Source organism: Bacillus sp. 11C (assembly GCF_055486375.1).
The window spans coordinates 15,802-31,320 of record NZ_JBUPVZ010000023.1 but is presented as its reverse complement, the minus strand read 5'-3'; the positions used below and the strand labels follow the sequence as shown (position 1 = coordinate 31,320).

Genomic DNA, 15,519 nt, shown 5'->3' with positions numbered 1-15,519 from the left:
GTTCCTCCTTTTATTTAACCAGCTGATGCTGAATTGTGTTCAATTTCAAATGGTAGCTGAACAAAAATTCATATGCTTCAAGCACTCTTTTTGCTTCAAATGCTGTTCGGCCCCAAGCTGTAATACCGTGATTTCGGATTAGAACAGCTCCTGAATCTTCTGAAACCTCTTCCGCAAACAATGCCGCGAGCGTCGGAATATGAGCTGGGTTTTCAATGATCGGAATGGTCACTTCTGCATTCTCTTCCCACAGTCCGAGCGCTTTTATGATTTCCTGGCCTCTGAATGTGATTTTCTTTTGGTCTCCGTATAGCTCTGAGATGACATTATTGTTTATCGTATGGACGTGCAGGCAGCATCCGGCATTGGTTTTATTGTACAAATGTGTATGCAAAAGCGTTTCCGCTGACGGTTTCAGAGAATGCCCGCTTTCGGCAGGCTCTCCGTTTTGATCCACCAGCAGAAAATCTTCATCCGTTTCTTTGCGTTTATCTTTCCCGCTTGCGGTTACGAGAAAGGTTAAAGGCTCATCAGAAACCTTAATAGACAGATTGCCGCTAGTCGCCGGAAACCAGTCTCTTTCGGCCAATTCCCGTTTTACTTCAGCGAGCTCTCGCCAGCGTTCTTGTTTTGCAGCCATTCCTGTACCTCCGTTACGTTCTCAATATCTTTTCTAATCTCATAAAAATCTTGATACGGGAGATGATTCAGATTTCGCTCCCGGCATTCGTTTAATAAATAATCCCTTGCAAAACAAAGGTCAGACAGCTTTGCCGCCTCCACATCTGTAACCGAATCACCGATCATGATGAGATATTGGTCCGGTTCAGAAAGTTCATGTATCACAGAGGGTTTGCAGCACCCGCATTGATTGCTGCATGATCCTTTGCAAGAATGAGGCCAGTCAATATGAATATAGTCGCTGTCAAATGACGCATGGTTGCAATAAATACGTTCTTTCTCCACAATGCCTTCAAGCAAAGGATACACAAAAAAGTCCATTCCTCCGCTTACGACATAAAACGGAAGCTCGTGCTCATTGATAAACGCTACAAATTCCCGAAAGCCTTCCCTGATTTTTGCATCTTCCAATACAAATCTTGTAATCTCTTCTTCTAAATTGCTAGGCAGAAGGCCGAACATCCGCCCGACACCTTCCTTGATCGACAGCGTTTTGGAAAGTACGCCGTCTTTTAATGCCGTCCACTCCGGGGGAGCGAATGTTTTCATGATGCTTATAATGTTGTCGTTCCTCGTGATGGTTCCGTCAAAATCACAAATGATTAAAGGTTTTCGAGTCGTCATACGGCTTCAACCTTTCCCCATTTATCAAGCGCAAGCTTTAGATCCTTGCATTGTTCGGCTTTTTCATCAATCGGCTGGGCTTCTAAGACCGCATCAATAATGGCTCTGAACGCTTTGCCCCCACCTTGGGCGCCGTTCGGATGTCCGTGTACGCCTCCACCGGCGTTAATAATATGATCTATGCCAAAATCCCGCATTAAAAGCGGAACCATACCGGGATGAATGCCTGCTGACGGAACGGCAAATGTTTGGTTAAAGGCATCCTCTCTTACACATTCTTCATGAATCGCCAGCGCATGTTCTTTCGGAAGCGCAACCGAGCCGTATGGCGACGGAAAGAGACTGAAGTCAGCACCGCAATACCGGTTTAATTTTCCGAGCAAAAGAGCGTGAGAAAAGCCATAAAACGGAGAAGATGTGAACGCCCCGCTGACCGCTGGATGCGCCATAATCGGGATCGCAATTTCGGGATCTTCCGCAAGGCTTTGCATGACGTCCAAGCCGTAAGCGAAAACATTAAACAAAAGCGCATCCGCTCCCAATTCGGCGGCGCGTCTCGCTTTATCTTTCAGATCAGCCGTACGTCCAGTCAAATTGACCGCGTACAGCGTTTTATGCCCGGTTTGTTCATACGTTTCTTTCAATATTTGCTTTCCCTCTGTAATTCTTGTTTCAAAAGACGCCGGACCTGTCTCAAAGAAAATTTCATCGTCCTTGATCAAGTCAACTCCGCCAAGCGCCTGCTGTCTGAGCTGTTCTTTAATATCACGCAGGTCCCTTCCGATAACCCCTTTAAATATGCTCATTAACAGCGGTCTCTCAAATTCCCCCAGCAGCTTCCGGATGCCGTATACGCCAAACTTCGGTCCCGGCAGCGTGCGCTTAAATGCTTCAGAGAAGTGAAGATCGAGTAATTTAATTTTTCCATCCAGCGACAGCTTGCCAAACACTGTTGTCAGCAAAGCCGGAATATCCTGAGAGAAATTGATGTCAGGATAGGCAATTGTGATCACCGCTTGTTTTCCTGATGCAGGAGTTCCCTCTCTTTCCTCGACCTGTATCACCCGCCCCTTGTGCTTTTGCATTTGCTCCTGTTTCACCAAGGGCAAATCCGTCCAAGAGCCAACTGTCAATCCTGTTGCGATTTGTTCTGCTTTTTTCTCTGTATCGGCTCCCGGTTCGGTCAGGAGATATGTTGCCAATAACTCACTCATGCCAGAGCTCCTTTCATTTTCATCCATATAAAAAAACCTCTTCAAACAGCAATCGCGTCTAAAGAGGTTTCGTTTCTCGTCCGAATCTTATCTCTCAGCCGCCAGCTGCAAGAATTAGCACCGTGCTTTACAAGTCGGTTGCCGGGCTTCATCGGGCTCGTCCCTCTGCCTGCTCTTGATAAGAAAATATAGATTTTATAAATTATTTCGAATTATCCCATCGTTATCAGGTCTTGTCAATGCTTTTTTGGGTAAACAGGTTCAGTTTCCCAATTCGATAAGCGGCTTCCTTCAGTCTTTCTTCACTTGTCAGCAGCCCGACTCGGACGTAGCCCTCGCCATATTCACCGAAGCCGTTTCCGGCTGCAACCGCCACATTCGCTTTTTCCAGCAAAAGGTTTGAGAACTGCTCGGAAGTATAGCCTTCAGGCACAGGCAGCCATGCAAAAAATGAACCTGCCGGAGCTGTCACATCCCAGCCGATTTTCCGGCATGACGCGATCCAAACGTTTCGCCTGCTTTCATATCGGGCATTTTGCTCCGCCACACACGTCTGATCAGCTAACAGTGCCGCCGCTGCAGCCTCCTGAGTCGCTCTGAAAAGACTGACAAACATATGGTCTTGATACAGATTGATCGCTTCAATGACCGAAGCGTTTCCAACGGCAAAGCCGACCCGCCACCCTGCCATATTATACGTTTTTGACAGCGTGTAAATTTCAATGCCGATATCCTTGGCACCTTCAGTTTGCAAAAAACTTAAAGGCTTTCCGCCGTCAAATCCTACAGCGCCGTAAGCAAAATCGTGAACGACACAGACCCCGCTTTCTTTCGCAAAACTCACGGTTTCTTCAAAGAAGTCAGGGGTAGCAACGGCTCCGGTCGGATTATTCGGATAATTCAAATACATTAATTTCGCCTGTTCCCTCACTTCAGCGGCGATGCTGCTGTAATCAGGAAGAAACGCTCTGTCCTCTATGAGCGGCATCATTTCCATCTTCGCTTTCGCGAGTGCCACACCTGACCAGTAATCAGGATAGCCCGGATCTGGAACTAAAATCGTATCTCCGGGATTCAGCAAGCATTGCGGGAGCTCAACCAGACCGGCTTTCCCGCCGAATAATACAGCGACTTCAGTTTCCGGGTCAAGATCAATGCCGTATTCTCTTTTATAAAATGCTGCCGCTGCTGATTTCAGACTGTATGAGCCGCGAAAAGACGAGTATTTATGATTTTCAGGATCAGCAACAGCCCGTTTCATTTCCTCGACGATATGTTCCGGAGTCGGCTGATCCGGATTTCCCTGTCCGAGATTGATGACGTCGTGTCCTTCTGCGAGCTTTCGGTTCACTTGCTGCACCAAAGAAGCGAAGAATTGTTGAGGCAGCTCCTTCAATACATCAGATTGTTCAAATTTCATCTATTCTCACCTTCTAAAAAAATCTTGAAATGATAGTCCATCATCATATATGGTTAAATAAAAAAAGTAAAGAAAAATGTGGAGTGATAAAAAGATGAAATGGACGATATCTTGTCTTCAATTTGATATTTCATACGGAAAACCTTCAGAAAATATAAAAAAGGCTGAATTCTCCATCGAAAAAGAAAGCAAACATGCTGATGTTCTTGTTCTTCCTGAACTATGGACAACCGGATATGACCTGGCCAACCTTGATGAGCTCGCTGATGAAGACGGACGTTCTGCTCAGAGCTGGCTGAAGAATACGGCAAAAAAACATGGCGTTCATATTATCGCCGGATCGGTTGCTGTCAGAAAGGATTCTGATGTTTATAATACAATGTACATCGCGGATAAGGAAGGACAAATCATTAAAGAGTACAGGAAAGCCCATCTTTTTCAGCTGATGGATGAGCATGTGTATTTATCAGCCGGCTCCGAAGACGGATACTTTGAGCTTGATGGCGTCAAAAGCTCAGGATTGATCTGTTACGATATCCGTTTTCCGGAGTGGATCAGAAAACATACGACAAAAGGTGCCAACGTGCTGTTTATTTCTGCGGAATGGCCTCTTCCCCGCCTTGATCATTGGAAAAGCCTGCTTATTGCGCGGGCCATTGAAAATCAATGCTTTATCGCTGCCTGCAATTGCACCGGTTCAAATCCAAATAATGAATTTGCCGGGCATAGCCTGATTATTGATCCGTGGGGGCGCGTCCTAGCTGAAGGCGGCCGGGAAGAAGGCGTTGTCCGAGCGGAAATCGACCTTCAGGAAAGCGTTAAGGTGCGGGAAAACATTCCTGTTTTCGATGATATCAGAAAAGATTTATATTAAAAAATAGATTGACAACTTACTAAAACACCTGTTACTATGTTCATCAACTGATAAATTAGAATTGTTCAACAAATCAATATATTCTCTTATCGAGAGTTGGGCGAGGGATTTGGCCTTTTGACCCCAACAGCAACCGACCGTAATTCCATTGTGAAATGGGGCGCATCTTTTTCGCGCCGAGACGCTCGTCTCATAAGGCACGGTGCTAATTCCTTCAGATCTGATCTGAGAGATAAGAGAGGCGGACATATATGTTAAGCCTCCTTCTCTCTGAGAAGGAGGCTTTTTTACGGCCATTCAGCTGAAAACATATCAAGAGATTACATAATTGGAGGTTATGACAATGGCAGTCACAAAAACACCTTTATACGAAACGTTAAATGAAAGCTCCGCTGTGGCACTTGCGGTGAAGCTTGGCTTATTTCCAAGCAAAAGCACGCTGACATGCCAGGAGATCGGAGACGGCAACTTAAATTACGTTTTTCATATTTATGATCAAAAACATGACAGAGCTTTGATTATTAAACAGGCGGTTCCTTATGCAAAAGTTGTCGGAGAAAGCTGGCCGCTGACAATCGATCGAGCCAGAATCGAAAGCAGCGCTCTCATCCGCCAAGGCGAGCATGTCCCTCATCTGGTTCCAAGAGTGTTTTATTCCGATACAGAAATGGCAGTTACTGTCATGGAGGATCTTTCTCACTTAAAAATCGCAAGAAAAGGACTCATTGAGGGCGAAAACTATCCGCGCCTGTCACAGCACATCGGTGAATTTTTAGGAAAGACCCTTTTCTATTCTTCAGATTACGCGCTTGAACCTAAGGTAAAAAAACAGCTTGTTAAGCAGTTTACAAACCCGGAGCTGTGCGACATTACGGAAAGACTTGTTTTTACAGATCCTTTCTTTGACCATGACACAAATGATTTTGAAGAAGAGCTTCGTCCTTTTGTCGAAAAGCTCTGGAATAATGACAACGTCAAAATCGAAGCCGCTAAACTGAAAAAGTGTTTTTTAACATCAGCAGAAACGCTGATTCACGGTGATTTGCACACAGGAAGCATTTTCGCCAGCGAACTTGAAACAAAGGTGATTGATCCTGAATTTGCTTTTTACGGACCGATCGGATTTGATATAGGCCAATTTATCTCCAACTTATTTTTGAACGCACTCGGCCGTGACGGTGATGACAGAGAGCCATTATATCACCATGTCGAGCAGGTCTGGGAAGCATTTCAAGAGACATTCACTGAAGCCTGGGAGAGGGACAGTCTGGATGTTTACGCCAACATCGACGGTTACCTTACTGACACCCTCAGTCATATTTTTGAAGAGGCGATCGGATTTGCAGGCTGCGAGCTGATACGCCGCGCGATTGGCCTTGCCCATGTGGCTGATCTGGAAACGATCGTGCCGTTTGATAAACGAATCGGCAGAAAACGTCTGGCGCTCGAAACCGGCACAGCCTTTATCGAAAAGCGTTCGGAATTCAAAACGATCACAGATGTTATTGAATTATTTAAGTTACTTGTAAAGGAATGATCTATTTATGCCCCATTCATTTGCTGTTCCGCGTTCTGTTGAGTGGAAAGAAACAGCCATTACCATTTTAAATCAGCAAAAGCTTCCTGAGGTGACGGAATATGTGGAGCTGACGACGAAAGAGGATGTATTTAACGCCATTGTCACGCTCAAAGTAAGAGGCGCTCCCGCCATCGGCATTACGGCTGCCTTTGGACTTGCGCTTGCTGCAAAAGACATTGAAACAGGTGATGTCACGGAATTCCGCCGCAGACTGTGTGACATCAAACAGTATTTAAACAGCTCACGGCCTACCGCCATTAATTTATCTTGGGCCCTTGAGAGACTGAGCCATTCGATCGAAAACGCCATCTCCGTAAATGAAGCAAAAACAAACCTTGTCCATGAAGCGATTCAAATTCAGGTCGAGGATGAGGAAACGTGCCGGATGATCGGTCAAAACGCCCTGCAGCTTTTCAAAAAAGGCGACCGGATTATGACGATCTGCAATGCCGGTTCTATCGCGACAAGCCGCTATGGAACGGCACTAGCTCCATTTTACTTGGCCAAACAAAAGGATTTGGGACTGCATATTTACGCTTGTGAAACAAGGCCCGTCCTTCAAGGTTCACGACTTACTGCGTGGGAGCTGATGCAGGGGGGCATTGATGTCACTTTGATCACAGACAGCATGGCCGCCCACACGATGAAGGAAAAACAAATTTCCGCCGTCATCGTCGGAGCCGATCGAATTGCAAAGAACGGTGATACGGCAAATAAAATTGGAACATACGGTCTCGCGATTTTAGCAAACGCCTTTGATATTCCGTTTTTTGTCGCTGCACCATTATCTACATTTGATACGAAAGTGAAAAGCGGCACTGATATTCCGATAGAGGAACGGGATCCTGAGGAAGTGAGGCAGATTTCCGGAGTGCGGACCGCTCCATCTGATGTGCCTGTCTTTAACCCCGCTTTTGACATTACACCGCATCATCTCATTTCGGGAATCATCACAGAAAAAGGGATTATGAGCGATAACTATGAAGAAGAAATTGAACTTCTGTTTCAAGGAGAAAAGGTTCACTAAAAAACCGCTGGGCTTTGCTCATTATGGGCCAAGTCAACGGTTTTTTTGTTTGTTTTGATTGATATGAATGATTTCATCTTTTTGAGCGCTTGATAAGATATGCAGTTTCACAAACAGTTCGGCAAAAGCGGCAATTTTTTCAGAGCGGCTCAGCTTCAATGGCTTTGTCCTCCTTTTTCGTCAGACCAACTTTTTTAACCTAATAAAATGATATGTCGGGCCGCAAAAAAAGGGAACGTGCCATACGTTTTATTTTTCTTTGTAGGAAATTTGCTCGATGTTCAGCAAAAATGCTTTGATATCGGTTTTGCTCCCGGCGTATCCTGTTAACGCGCTGTTTTTACCGATCACTCTGTGGCATGGGACAAAAATCGGCAGGTCGTTTCGTTTATTAGCCTGTCCGATGGCGCGCACCGCTTTCGGACTGCCGACCGCAGCGGCAATGTCAGCATAGCTTCTCGATTCTCCGTATGGTATCATCGCCAGCGCCTCCCATACTTTTTGCTGAAAAGGAGTGCCCTTTTGGCTCAGCGGCAGTGAGAATGTCTTTCTTTCGCCGGCAAAATATTCATGAAGCTGTTTTTTCGCTTCCGCCAAACAAGGCGTTTCCTTGTGCTCTATATGCTGAACGGTTTCTTTCCAATCCATCCAATCTTCCTGACTGAGAAATAGGCGGGTGATATGGCCATCCGCCTCGGCAATCATAAATTCCCCGAGCGGCGTTTCCGCTGTCGTATAGTAGTTCACTCTTCAACCCCTCTTTCTTGAGCATTCTGTCTGACGGGAAGCGTAAGGTGGAAAACCGTGCCCTTCCCTTCTTCACTTTCTACCATGATCTCGCCTTGATGTTCTTCAATAATTTTATAGCTTACCATAAGCCCAAGTCCAGTTCCCCGTTCCTTTGTCGTGTAAAACGGTTCACCAAGGCGTTTTAATTTATCTTCTGTCATTCCGACTCCCTCGTCTTTTAAGGAGATGAGAACATGATCTTGATCCAATGTCCTTATCGTCACAAAAATGTTTCCGCCGTCGGGCATCACTTCGATGGCATTTTTTAATATATTGATAAATACTTGTTTCAGCTGATTCGGTTCACAGTAGATCGGAGGAATGTCGTCAATTAAATCAAGATGCATTTGCACGTTGCTGAGATTGGCTTGCGCGTTCAGAAGGTCTATGGTGTCTCTCATAATTTGGGTGATATGTTTTTCTTCATACATAATGGCCTGGGGCTTGGCTAAAATCAAGAATTCGGTGATGATGGATTCGATGCGCTTTAGTTCTGAGGTGATCACGTTGAAGTAAAGGGTGTAGTCTTCCTCCACACTTCCTTTCAGGAGCTGAATAAAGCCTTTAAGTGCTGTCATCGGATTTCTGATTTCATGAGCGATGCCGGCAGCGAGTTCGCCGACAACATGAAGGGTATCCGACTTGCGCAGGCGTTCCTCCAGCTCTTTTCGCTCCGTTACGTCTTTAAAGATAGCCAGGTTCATATTTTGAATGATATTTCGTTTAAATGAGAATTCCAGTTTTCTATTGTCGCTGCTGCTCAGCAAAAACGGAATTTCGTTGTCCATTTCATCAAAATTAATCTGCCTTGCCGGTGATGCAAGATTTTCTATTTCATACGAAGAAATAATATCTAACAGACTATGCTTTTTTATCTCTTCATAAGACAGGCCTAAAATATGGCTTGCTAACGGGTTGGCGTCGATGATCCTGTATTGATTGTCGAACAATACATTGCCGTCCATTGAGCCGTTGAACACTTTTCTGAATTTCAGCTCGCTTTCCCGAAGCTCCTTTTCCATCCGCTTTCTGTCGCTGACATTTCTTAAAATCGTCAAATGCTGGTTTTCAAGTATGGTCCGCTTTGAAGTAAATTCGAGTTCTTTGAACTGCCCGTTCCCCATTTGAAACAGCAGCTCTTCTCTGATCTCTCCGTATTTTGCGTATTTCCTCTTCGTTATGCTGTATTTCCGCTGCGAGTCAACGAGAAAATCACACAGCTTTCGTTTCAACAGCAAGTTCATCGGCAGCTCAAAAATTTTACAGGCGGACTGATTCGCCTTCACGATTCTTCCGTCATTTGACCAGATGATAATGGCGTCCATCGCATTTTCAAATATTTCTCTGAAGCGCTCCTCGCTTTTAAAGAGCTGCAGCTCCATAGACCGCTTCTCTGTAATGTCCCTCATAATGGACATATAAAAACCGCTGATGATGTTTGATGTGATCGTGAATTCAAATAGCTTTTGGACTCCTGAACGAAGCTTGACGGGCAGCTCCCCCTTCGCTTTCCCCTTGCGGTTGAGCGTCTTCCAAATATTATCGAAATCTTTACGTGAGCCGCTGTCTATGAATTTGTACAACGATAAATGAGACAGCTCATTTTGATTGATTTCAAAACTTTTACAGAAGGACAAATTCGCATCAATAAAACCGCCATCTTTATCAAACAGAACGATTCCGTCAACAGCTCTGTCAAACAAGTCCTTAAAAAGCTGTTCATTCATAGAGAATTCCCGCTCTAGAATCTTCTTGGAAGATATGTCTCTCATGACAACAAAAAAGAAATCCTCGCCAATCCCTCTTTTGGCCAGAAACTCTATGTATTTAGTCGCTCCGCCATCAAGCCTGACCGGCACCTCCTTCCATAGGAAACCTTTCTTAAAAAACTTCTTTACAGCAAGATTCAGTTCATCCTTTGGGATAGAAAACAAAAAATCCAAAACGGAGCGAGTCTTCAAATCCTCCGAATCAACTTGAAGCATCCTTTCTGTGGCTTCATTCGCCTGAACGATTCTCAATTCATTATCACATATAAAAATAGCATCGAGCGTATTGTTGACAATCACTTGATGCTGATCTAACTCCTTTTTCAGCCGTGCATTTTCTTCTTTGATTCGCTTCAGTTCTTCCCGCAGCTCTGAATTTGTCTGGACATCAAGAGTTCCCATACGTGTACACTCCTTCTTCAAAACCTATCCCTCAATATTTCTACAAAATGCAGGAACTTCCTTCATTTGCCCTATAAATTTCAGAAAATTTCAGCGCGGTTACATAACGAAGACATTTTCTACGATCCTTACCTCCACTTTACATCGACCTAACAATCAGCTGTTTTTCAACTCATTTTTCTTCTTTTATTTTAAAATATAAACCACCAGGGAATAATCTCTTAATGACTGATTAAAGAGAAGGTGATGCTGCTTTGAGTAAATCGCGGGACAGTTATTTTGATAATGCTAAATTCTTATTGATATTCCTTGTTGTATTCGGCCATATTCTTCGTTCTTTTATTCATGATAACAACTTTATGCTATACCTTTACAAGTTCATTTACACATTCCACATGCCTGCCTTTATTCTTGTTTCCGGTTATTTTGCGAAAGGCTTTAAACGCGCAGGATATGTGAAAAAGCTGGCGGTCAAGCTGATTATTCCGTATTTGATTTTCCAAATCATCTATTCCGTCTTTTATTACATGATGCAAGACGAAAGCATGGCAAATGTGAATCCGATTGATCCGCAATGGTCGTTATGGTTTCTCGTAAGCTTATTCTTTTGGAACCTGCTGCTTTATCCTTTTTCAAAGCTTTCAAAGCTGTGGGCGCTGTTTGTCAGCTGCGGTATTGCCGTGCTGATCGGTTATCTAGACTTTGTCAGCAGCACGCTGAGCTTGTCACGAACATTTGTATTCTTACCGATGTTCCTTGTCGGGTTTTATCTGAATAAACACCATTTTGATTTATTGAGATCAAAACGGGGCAAACAAATTGCACTCGGGGTGCTTGCCGCCGTATTCGTCATCTGCTGGGGCGTCGACTTTGACTATTCTTTTCTATTCGGCTCTAAACCGTATTCTTCATTTGGAGACGTTACCTTGGCAAGCGGGCTTTCCCGAATTGGCTGGTATGTACTCGCCTTTGCGGCAACCTTCAGCTTTTTAGCGCTCGTTCCGCAAAAACGGTTTTTCTTTACGAAATGGGGAACCCGGACATTTTACGTGTATTTGCTCCACGGGTTTATTATTAAAACGCTGAGACAGGTCGGGCTTGAGGATGGGCTTACTGACTATCAAAACTTAGTGATTCTCTTACTCTTAACAGCAGCCCTGACATCAGTACTCTCAAGCAATTTTGTTAAGACAGTTGCTCAGCCCTTCATTGAGCTGAGAATGACCAACTTATCGCAATTTGTCAGAGGAACCGGCAAAAATGCTTATTTAAAATAGAAAAGCACCTCTTAAGCGGACGCCGCCTAAGAGGTCTTTTTTATTTTTGTTTGTTCTCTTTTTTCTTTTCAGGCTTTGTGATTTCTAGCGTTTCGATGATCTTCCCGGCATTGTAATCCCCTAATTCACTTGAGAATTCTTCCTCCAGCACCTTCTTATTCATTGGCTTTTTGTGATTTTGCATCTCTCTGCTATGGCGGTTTTTCTTCAAAATCACATGCCTCCTTGCCGGCCCTGTTTGGAATTGCGGTTGGCACCCCTAAAATTCGGGTTGTCATGATACTGTGTCTTATATGAATTTGGGTCCATGCTCTCGGTAGGTGTATTGTTATTTTTAATGGCCTCATCCACTTCGGCTTTGCGCTTCATACGAATCCTCCTCGCCTGTTTTTCAGACATTTGATTTCGCTAAAGATGCAGGAGCGTTAAACAGCACCTGTAGATGTTAGGTTCTCCAACTCAAACGGCTGCACACATCTTTTTTTTGGCAATCAAAAAACACCGCAAAACACGCGGTGTTTTTCTATCCAATAATCACTCTTTCCTTCGGATAATGATAATTCGCTTCAATTTCCTTCCTTCCGATCAGATACAGGAAGGTCAGGATGCCGATTCGCCCGATAAACATGACAATCATAATAACGCATTTTCCAACGTTGCTTAAATCAGCAGTAATTCCAAGTGACAGACCGGTTGTACCGAATGCCGAGCAGACTTCAAACAAAATCTCAAGCAGGGAATGCTCTTCAGTAATCGTAAGAATGAGTGTCGCGCCAAAAACGAGCAGAATCGCCATCATTGTGACAACAAGCGACTTCATGAGATCAGCAGGATGCAGCTCCCGTTTGAATACCTTTACGGATTTATTGCCGCGGGCAAAATGAAACAGCGCCAGAAGGTTCAGGGCGAAAGTCGTTGTCCGTATGCCTCCCCCTACTGAACTTGGCGACGCACCGATAAACATCAGCGCACTCATAAATAGCAGGGTCGGGTCAGACAGCTGGCTTATATCAATCGTGGCAAGCCCTCCGCTCCTTGTTGTGGTTGATTGAAATAGAGAAAGGAATAAAATATCATGCCACGATTTACCTGCAAACAAATGATTTGCTTCAAGGACATAAATCCCTATCGAACCAAACAAAACAAGTGCGCCAAACATTGTTGTTGTAATTTTTGTAAATAAACTAAACGGATATCTCCGGTTTTTGGAAAACAAAAAGTCTTTCACTTCCACTAGAACAGGGAAACCGATGGCTCCGAAAATAATCAATAACAGTGTAATAAATTGCACAAAATAATCATGCCGATATGGTATCAGAGAGCTGCCTGTTATATCAAAACCGGCATTTGTGGTTGCACTGACACTCGCAAAAAAACCATGCAAGTAAGCATCTTGAATGGAATCGTAGTAGGTTAAAAAATATGTCCCAAGGATGATGGCGCCAAAGAGCTCAATCCATAATATGAGAAAGAGAATTTGTTTCATGAGATTGACGATCCCAGAAAATTGTGATTGATTTTGATCAACCATCATTAATTTCCGTTCTTTTAACCCTATTCTTTTGCCCATTAGCAGCCAAACAGAAGTGCCTAATGTCATAATGCCAATTCCGCCAAACTGCAGAACAAACGCAAGAATAACAATTCCTGTTGTACTAAATGTATCAGCGGTATTCACAACAGAAAGCCCGGTTACGCTCACGGCGCTGACTGCTGTAAACAGAGCATCGATAAAAGACCATTCTGCTCCTTGTTTATGGGCCACTGGAAGACTCAATAAAATAACTGCAACCGTCACCGCAAGAAAATAATAAACCGCGATCAGCTGGGCCGGTGACAATGCCTGTATCAATTTTCCAAACTTTAATTTCATGTAAAATCCTTCTGCCTCTCTTTTTAAGTACGGTAATTATTCTAAAGATATTGGACACATTTTTAAAGGCTTTTACGCAACATTTTCTTAACTTGCTTATTTTTTTATGATTTTAGTCAAAGGATAAATAAAAAACCTCTGAGAGATTCTCTCAGAGGAATAATGTGTTTGTTTTATTTAGCTTCTAACCGTCTGATTCGCTCATCTAAATCAGGGTGAGTAGAGAAAAGCGAAGAGCGCTTCTTGCCATTAATCTTTAATGTTTGAACAGCTGTCTGATCGTCTTCCTTAATGCGGGAAGAATAGCTCTTAAGCGTCCGCAGCGCGTGAATCATTTTATCCTTGCCGGCCAGATCGGCTCCTCCTCTGTCAGCGTGGAATTCACGATGGCGCGAGTACGCAAACACAACAAGGCTGCCGAGAATAGAAAAGACAATCTGAAAGACAATCACTGCAATAAAATGAACGATCGGCGCAAGGTCTTCCTTGACAAAACGGCTTGCAATCCATGCTGCGATACGGGATAAAAAGACGACAAAGGTATTGACGATACCTTGTAAAAGCGTCATCGTTACCATATCACCGTTAGCGATATGCGCGACCTCGTGGGCAAGCACACCTTCAACCGCAGCATCATCCATTTGCTCCAGAAGCCCTGACGACACCGCCACAAGAGAACGGCGTTTTGACGGTCCAGTCGCAAACGCGTTCACTTCAGGCGAACGGTAAATGCCGACCTCCGGCATTTTCGTTAAACCGGCAGAACGGCTTAATCGATGAACACGATCAACCAACTGCTGCTCCTCGTAACTGAGCGTATGTTTTTCCGGATTCAACACTTTGACGCCCATCATCGTCTTGGCCATCCATCTGGACATCGCAAGAGACATAAAGGAGCCGACAAAACCAACGACCAAACTGAACACAAGGAGCGCGATTGGATCGATACCGCCATCAGCGGTAAAGTACGTCCCGACTCCGGTAACCGAGCTTAAAACAGATAAAACAATCCCGATTGTAGTAAGCACCAAAATATTTGTTAAAATAAACAGAAAAAGTCTTTTCGCCATAATAACCTCCGTTATTTTAAGTTCAAAAGAACCTATATATTTAAATTATAAAACATCTGTTTGAAAATGCAAGGAATTAGACGTATGATGTTAATGTATTGCTGACGCTTAAATTTTAAATTCATACATAGACTTATATTCGCGTCAAATTGTTTTGAAGAGGTGAACAATGAACATTTTCAAACTCACTCGAACCGATATGGTGCGGCTGCTCTATTCCCTAAAAGGACAAGGAGAAATAAGCCCGCTCGACATTGTCGTCCAATCAGCGAACATGTCAGCAGATAAAGCTGCCAATCATCTTGAAATTCCTGAATTTCTTACAAGATATGAACGAAAAAAACAAAAAAAAGAATACGGTCTCTCTACAAACGAAATCGTAGAACTCGGCAACCTATGCGAGCTGACTTCGTTAAAGTCAACCGCAATCCAAAACTGGGTAAAGCGTGATTTCAAAGATCTGATCGGACATCCTGAGCTGGGCAAAAAATATTCGGTTGAACAGGCAGTCATACTTTTAATTGTACGTGATTTAAAATCGATTTATGACTTTGAACATATACGGGCTATTTTAAGAGTGGCGTTTAACACCATCTCAGACAGAACCGATGATGTCATCAGTCCGATTTCTTATTATGAAAGCTGCGCATATGTGCTTGATGCCGTTCATCACCAGGACACACCTTCTATGAAGGAATCAAATCTGCAGGAGATCGTCGAACAGGAAACAGATCGTCTCCGCCATCGTTTTGAAGAATTAAATGACAGCCAATGGCTTAAAATCAGACAGATTATTGCCATAACAGTTCTCTCCATTTTGACATTCCATATTCAGGCAACCGCACATAAAATGACAGCTGACATTCTATAGACTGCGGTGCCCCCGGCTAAAAAACCGGGGGCTTTCTTATTTTCCACAA

General features: G+C 43.8%; 16 protein-coding genes and 2 riboswitches. Of the genes, 5 read left to right on the top strand and 11 right to left on the bottom strand.

Features of this window, described 5'->3' with window-relative positions:
• Positions 1 to 10: 10 nt before the first annotated feature.
• From ACY3LV_RS20235 to mtnE, 4 genes are all read right to left on the bottom strand, one after another.
• On the bottom strand, positions 11 to 640 hold the full coding sequence (locus ACY3LV_RS20235) for a methylthioribulose 1-phosphate dehydratase (protein ID WP_087990980.1): 630 nt from the start codon (positions 638 to 640) through the stop codon (positions 11 to 13).
• Positions 598 to 1,305 carry a 2-hydroxy-3-keto-5-methylthiopentenyl-1-phosphate phosphatase gene (gene mtnX / locus ACY3LV_RS20230; protein ID WP_333560536.1) on the bottom strand — a complete coding sequence of 236 codons (708 nt, stop codon included), beginning with the start codon at positions 1,303 to 1,305 and terminating at the stop codon, positions 598 to 600. Before mtnX ends, ACY3LV_RS20235 begins: the two co-directional genes overlap by 43 nt.
• Entirely contained in the window at positions 1,302 to 2,519 is a 1,218-nt protein-coding gene (mtnW, locus tag ACY3LV_RS20225; protein ID WP_148963769.1) for a 2,3-diketo-5-methylthiopentyl-1-phosphate enolase, read from the bottom strand. The genes mtnX and mtnW overlap by 4 nt, the downstream gene beginning before the upstream one ends.
• Positions 2,520 to 2,603: 84 nt before the next feature.
• Positions 2,604 to 2,704: riboswitch (SAM riboswitch) on the bottom strand.
• A gap of 41 nt (positions 2,705 to 2,745) precedes the next feature.
• A complete protein-coding gene (gene mtnE, locus ACY3LV_RS20220; RefSeq protein ID WP_333560538.1) occupies positions 2,746 to 3,939 on the bottom strand; it encodes a methionine-glutamine aminotransferase in 1,194 nt (397 codons plus the stop codon).
• 94 nt (positions 3,940 to 4,033) lie between these two features.
• Between mtnE and ACY3LV_RS20215 the strand changes: the two genes are divergently transcribed.
• The 3 genes from ACY3LV_RS20215 to mtnA all read left to right on the top strand — a co-directional run bounded on the left by ACY3LV_RS20215 (position 4,034) and on the right by mtnA (position 7,419).
• Entirely contained in the window at positions 4,034 to 4,813 is a 780-nt protein-coding gene (locus ACY3LV_RS20215) for a carbon-nitrogen family hydrolase (RefSeq protein WP_464864402.1), read from the top strand.
• A gap of 83 nt (positions 4,814 to 4,896) precedes the next feature.
• A riboswitch (SAM riboswitch) is annotated at positions 4,897 to 5,052 on the top strand.
• 104 nt (positions 5,053 to 5,156) lie between these two features.
• Complete coding sequence (gene mtnK, locus ACY3LV_RS20210) at positions 5,157 to 6,350, top strand: S-methyl-5-thioribose kinase (protein WP_333560539.1); 1,194 nt, start codon at positions 5,157 to 5,159, stop codon at positions 6,348 to 6,350.
• A gap of 7 nt (positions 6,351 to 6,357) precedes the next feature.
• A complete protein-coding gene (gene mtnA, locus ACY3LV_RS20205; RefSeq protein ID WP_464864401.1) occupies positions 6,358 to 7,419 on the top strand; it encodes an S-methyl-5-thioribose-1-phosphate isomerase in 1,062 nt (353 codons plus the stop codon).
• A gap of 33 nt (positions 7,420 to 7,452) precedes the next feature.
• On the opposite strand, the gene ACY3LV_RS20200 is transcribed toward mtnA, so the two are convergent.
• The 3 genes from ACY3LV_RS20200 to kinE all read right to left on the bottom strand — a co-directional run bounded on the left by ACY3LV_RS20200 (position 7,453) and on the right by kinE (position 10,379).
• Complete coding sequence (locus ACY3LV_RS20200; protein WP_148963774.1) at positions 7,453 to 7,578, bottom strand: hypothetical protein; 126 nt, start codon at positions 7,576 to 7,578, stop codon at positions 7,453 to 7,455.
• 90 nt (positions 7,579 to 7,668) lie between these two features.
• Positions 7,669 to 8,166 carry a methylated-DNA--[protein]-cysteine S-methyltransferase gene (locus ACY3LV_RS20195; RefSeq protein WP_333560541.1) on the bottom strand — a complete coding sequence of 166 codons (498 nt, stop codon included), beginning with the start codon at positions 8,164 to 8,166 and terminating at the stop codon, positions 7,669 to 7,671.
• Positions 8,163 to 10,379 carry a sporulation two-component system sensor histidine kinase KinE gene (gene kinE / locus ACY3LV_RS20190; protein ID WP_333560542.1) on the bottom strand — a complete coding sequence of 739 codons (2,217 nt, stop codon included), beginning with the start codon at positions 10,377 to 10,379 and terminating at the stop codon, positions 8,163 to 8,165. Before kinE ends, ACY3LV_RS20195 begins: the two co-directional genes overlap by 4 nt.
• Before the next feature lie 254 nt (positions 10,380 to 10,633).
• Here kinE and ACY3LV_RS20185 point away from each other — a divergent pair, with 254 nt between their 5' ends.
• Positions 10,634 to 11,656 (top strand): acyltransferase family protein, encoded by a 1,023-nt coding sequence (locus ACY3LV_RS20185; protein WP_148963777.1) that lies wholly within the window; start codon positions 10,634 to 10,636, stop codon positions 11,654 to 11,656.
• A gap of 40 nt (positions 11,657 to 11,696) precedes the next feature.
• On the opposite strand, the gene ACY3LV_RS20180 is transcribed toward ACY3LV_RS20185, so the two are convergent.
• The 4 genes from ACY3LV_RS20180 to htpX all read right to left on the bottom strand — a co-directional run bounded on the left by ACY3LV_RS20180 (position 11,697) and on the right by htpX (position 14,599).
• Positions 11,697 to 11,867 (bottom strand): hypothetical protein, encoded by a 171-nt coding sequence (locus tag ACY3LV_RS20180; protein WP_148963778.1) that lies wholly within the window; start codon positions 11,865 to 11,867, stop codon positions 11,697 to 11,699.
• 2 nt (positions 11,868 to 11,869) lie between these two features.
• Entirely contained in the window at positions 11,870 to 12,025 is a 156-nt protein-coding gene (locus ACY3LV_RS20175) for a hypothetical protein (protein ID WP_087990970.1), read from the bottom strand.
• 154 nt (positions 12,026 to 12,179) lie between these two features.
• Positions 12,180 to 13,529, bottom strand: coding sequence for a TrkH family potassium uptake protein (locus ACY3LV_RS20170; protein WP_087990969.1), 1,350 nt, complete (start codon positions 13,527 to 13,529; stop codon positions 12,180 to 12,182).
• Between the two features lie 173 nt (positions 13,530 to 13,702).
• Positions 13,703 to 14,599 carry a protease HtpX gene (gene htpX / locus ACY3LV_RS20165; RefSeq protein ID WP_464864400.1) on the bottom strand — a complete coding sequence of 299 codons (897 nt, stop codon included), beginning with the start codon at positions 14,597 to 14,599 and terminating at the stop codon, positions 13,703 to 13,705.
• A gap of 169 nt (positions 14,600 to 14,768) precedes the next feature.
• Between htpX and htpK the strand changes: the two genes are divergently transcribed.
• Complete coding sequence (gene htpK, locus ACY3LV_RS20160; RefSeq protein WP_087990967.1) at positions 14,769 to 15,470, top strand: transcriptional regulator HtpK; 702 nt, start codon at positions 14,769 to 14,771, stop codon at positions 15,468 to 15,470.
• Positions 15,471 to 15,519 lie beyond the last annotated feature (49 nt).

Coding starts and splice junctions, on each gene's coding strand:
- ACY3LV_RS20235 (WP_087990980.1), bottom strand. CDS start 640: ATGGCTGCAAAACAAGAACGCTGGCGAGAGCTCGCTGAAGTAAAACGG.
- mtnX (WP_333560536.1), bottom strand. CDS start 1,305: ATGACGACTCGAAAACCTTTAATCATTTGTGATTTTGACGGAACCATC.
- mtnW (WP_148963769.1), bottom strand. CDS start 2,519: ATGAGTGAGTTATTGGCAACATATCTCCTGACCGAACCGGGAGCCGAT.
- mtnE (WP_333560538.1), bottom strand. CDS start 3,939: ATGAAATTTGAACAATCTGATGTATTGAAGGAGCTGCCTCAACAATTC.
- ACY3LV_RS20215 (WP_464864402.1), top strand. CDS start 4,034: ATGAAATGGACGATATCTTGTCTTCAATTTGATATTTCATACGGAAAA.
- mtnK (WP_333560539.1), top strand. CDS start 5,157: ATGGCAGTCACAAAAACACCTTTATACGAAACGTTAAATGAAAGCTCC.
- mtnA (WP_464864401.1), top strand. CDS start 6,358: ATGCCCCATTCATTTGCTGTTCCGCGTTCTGTTGAGTGGAAAGAAACA.
- kinE (WP_333560542.1), bottom strand. CDS start 10,379: ATGGGAACTCTTGATGTCCAGACAAATTCAGAGCTGCGGGAAGAACTG.
- ACY3LV_RS20175 (WP_087990970.1), bottom strand. CDS start 12,025: ATGAAGCGCAAAGCCGAAGTGGATGAGGCCATTAAAAATAACAATACA.
- ACY3LV_RS20170 (WP_087990969.1), bottom strand. CDS start 13,529: ATGAAATTAAAGTTTGGAAAATTGATACAGGCATTGTCACCGGCCCAG.
- htpX (WP_464864400.1), bottom strand. CDS start 14,599: ATGGCGAAAAGACTTTTTCTGTTTATTTTAACAAATATTTTGGTGCTT.
- htpK (WP_087990967.1), top strand. CDS start 14,769: ATGAACATTTTCAAACTCACTCGAACCGATATGGTGCGGCTGCTCTAT.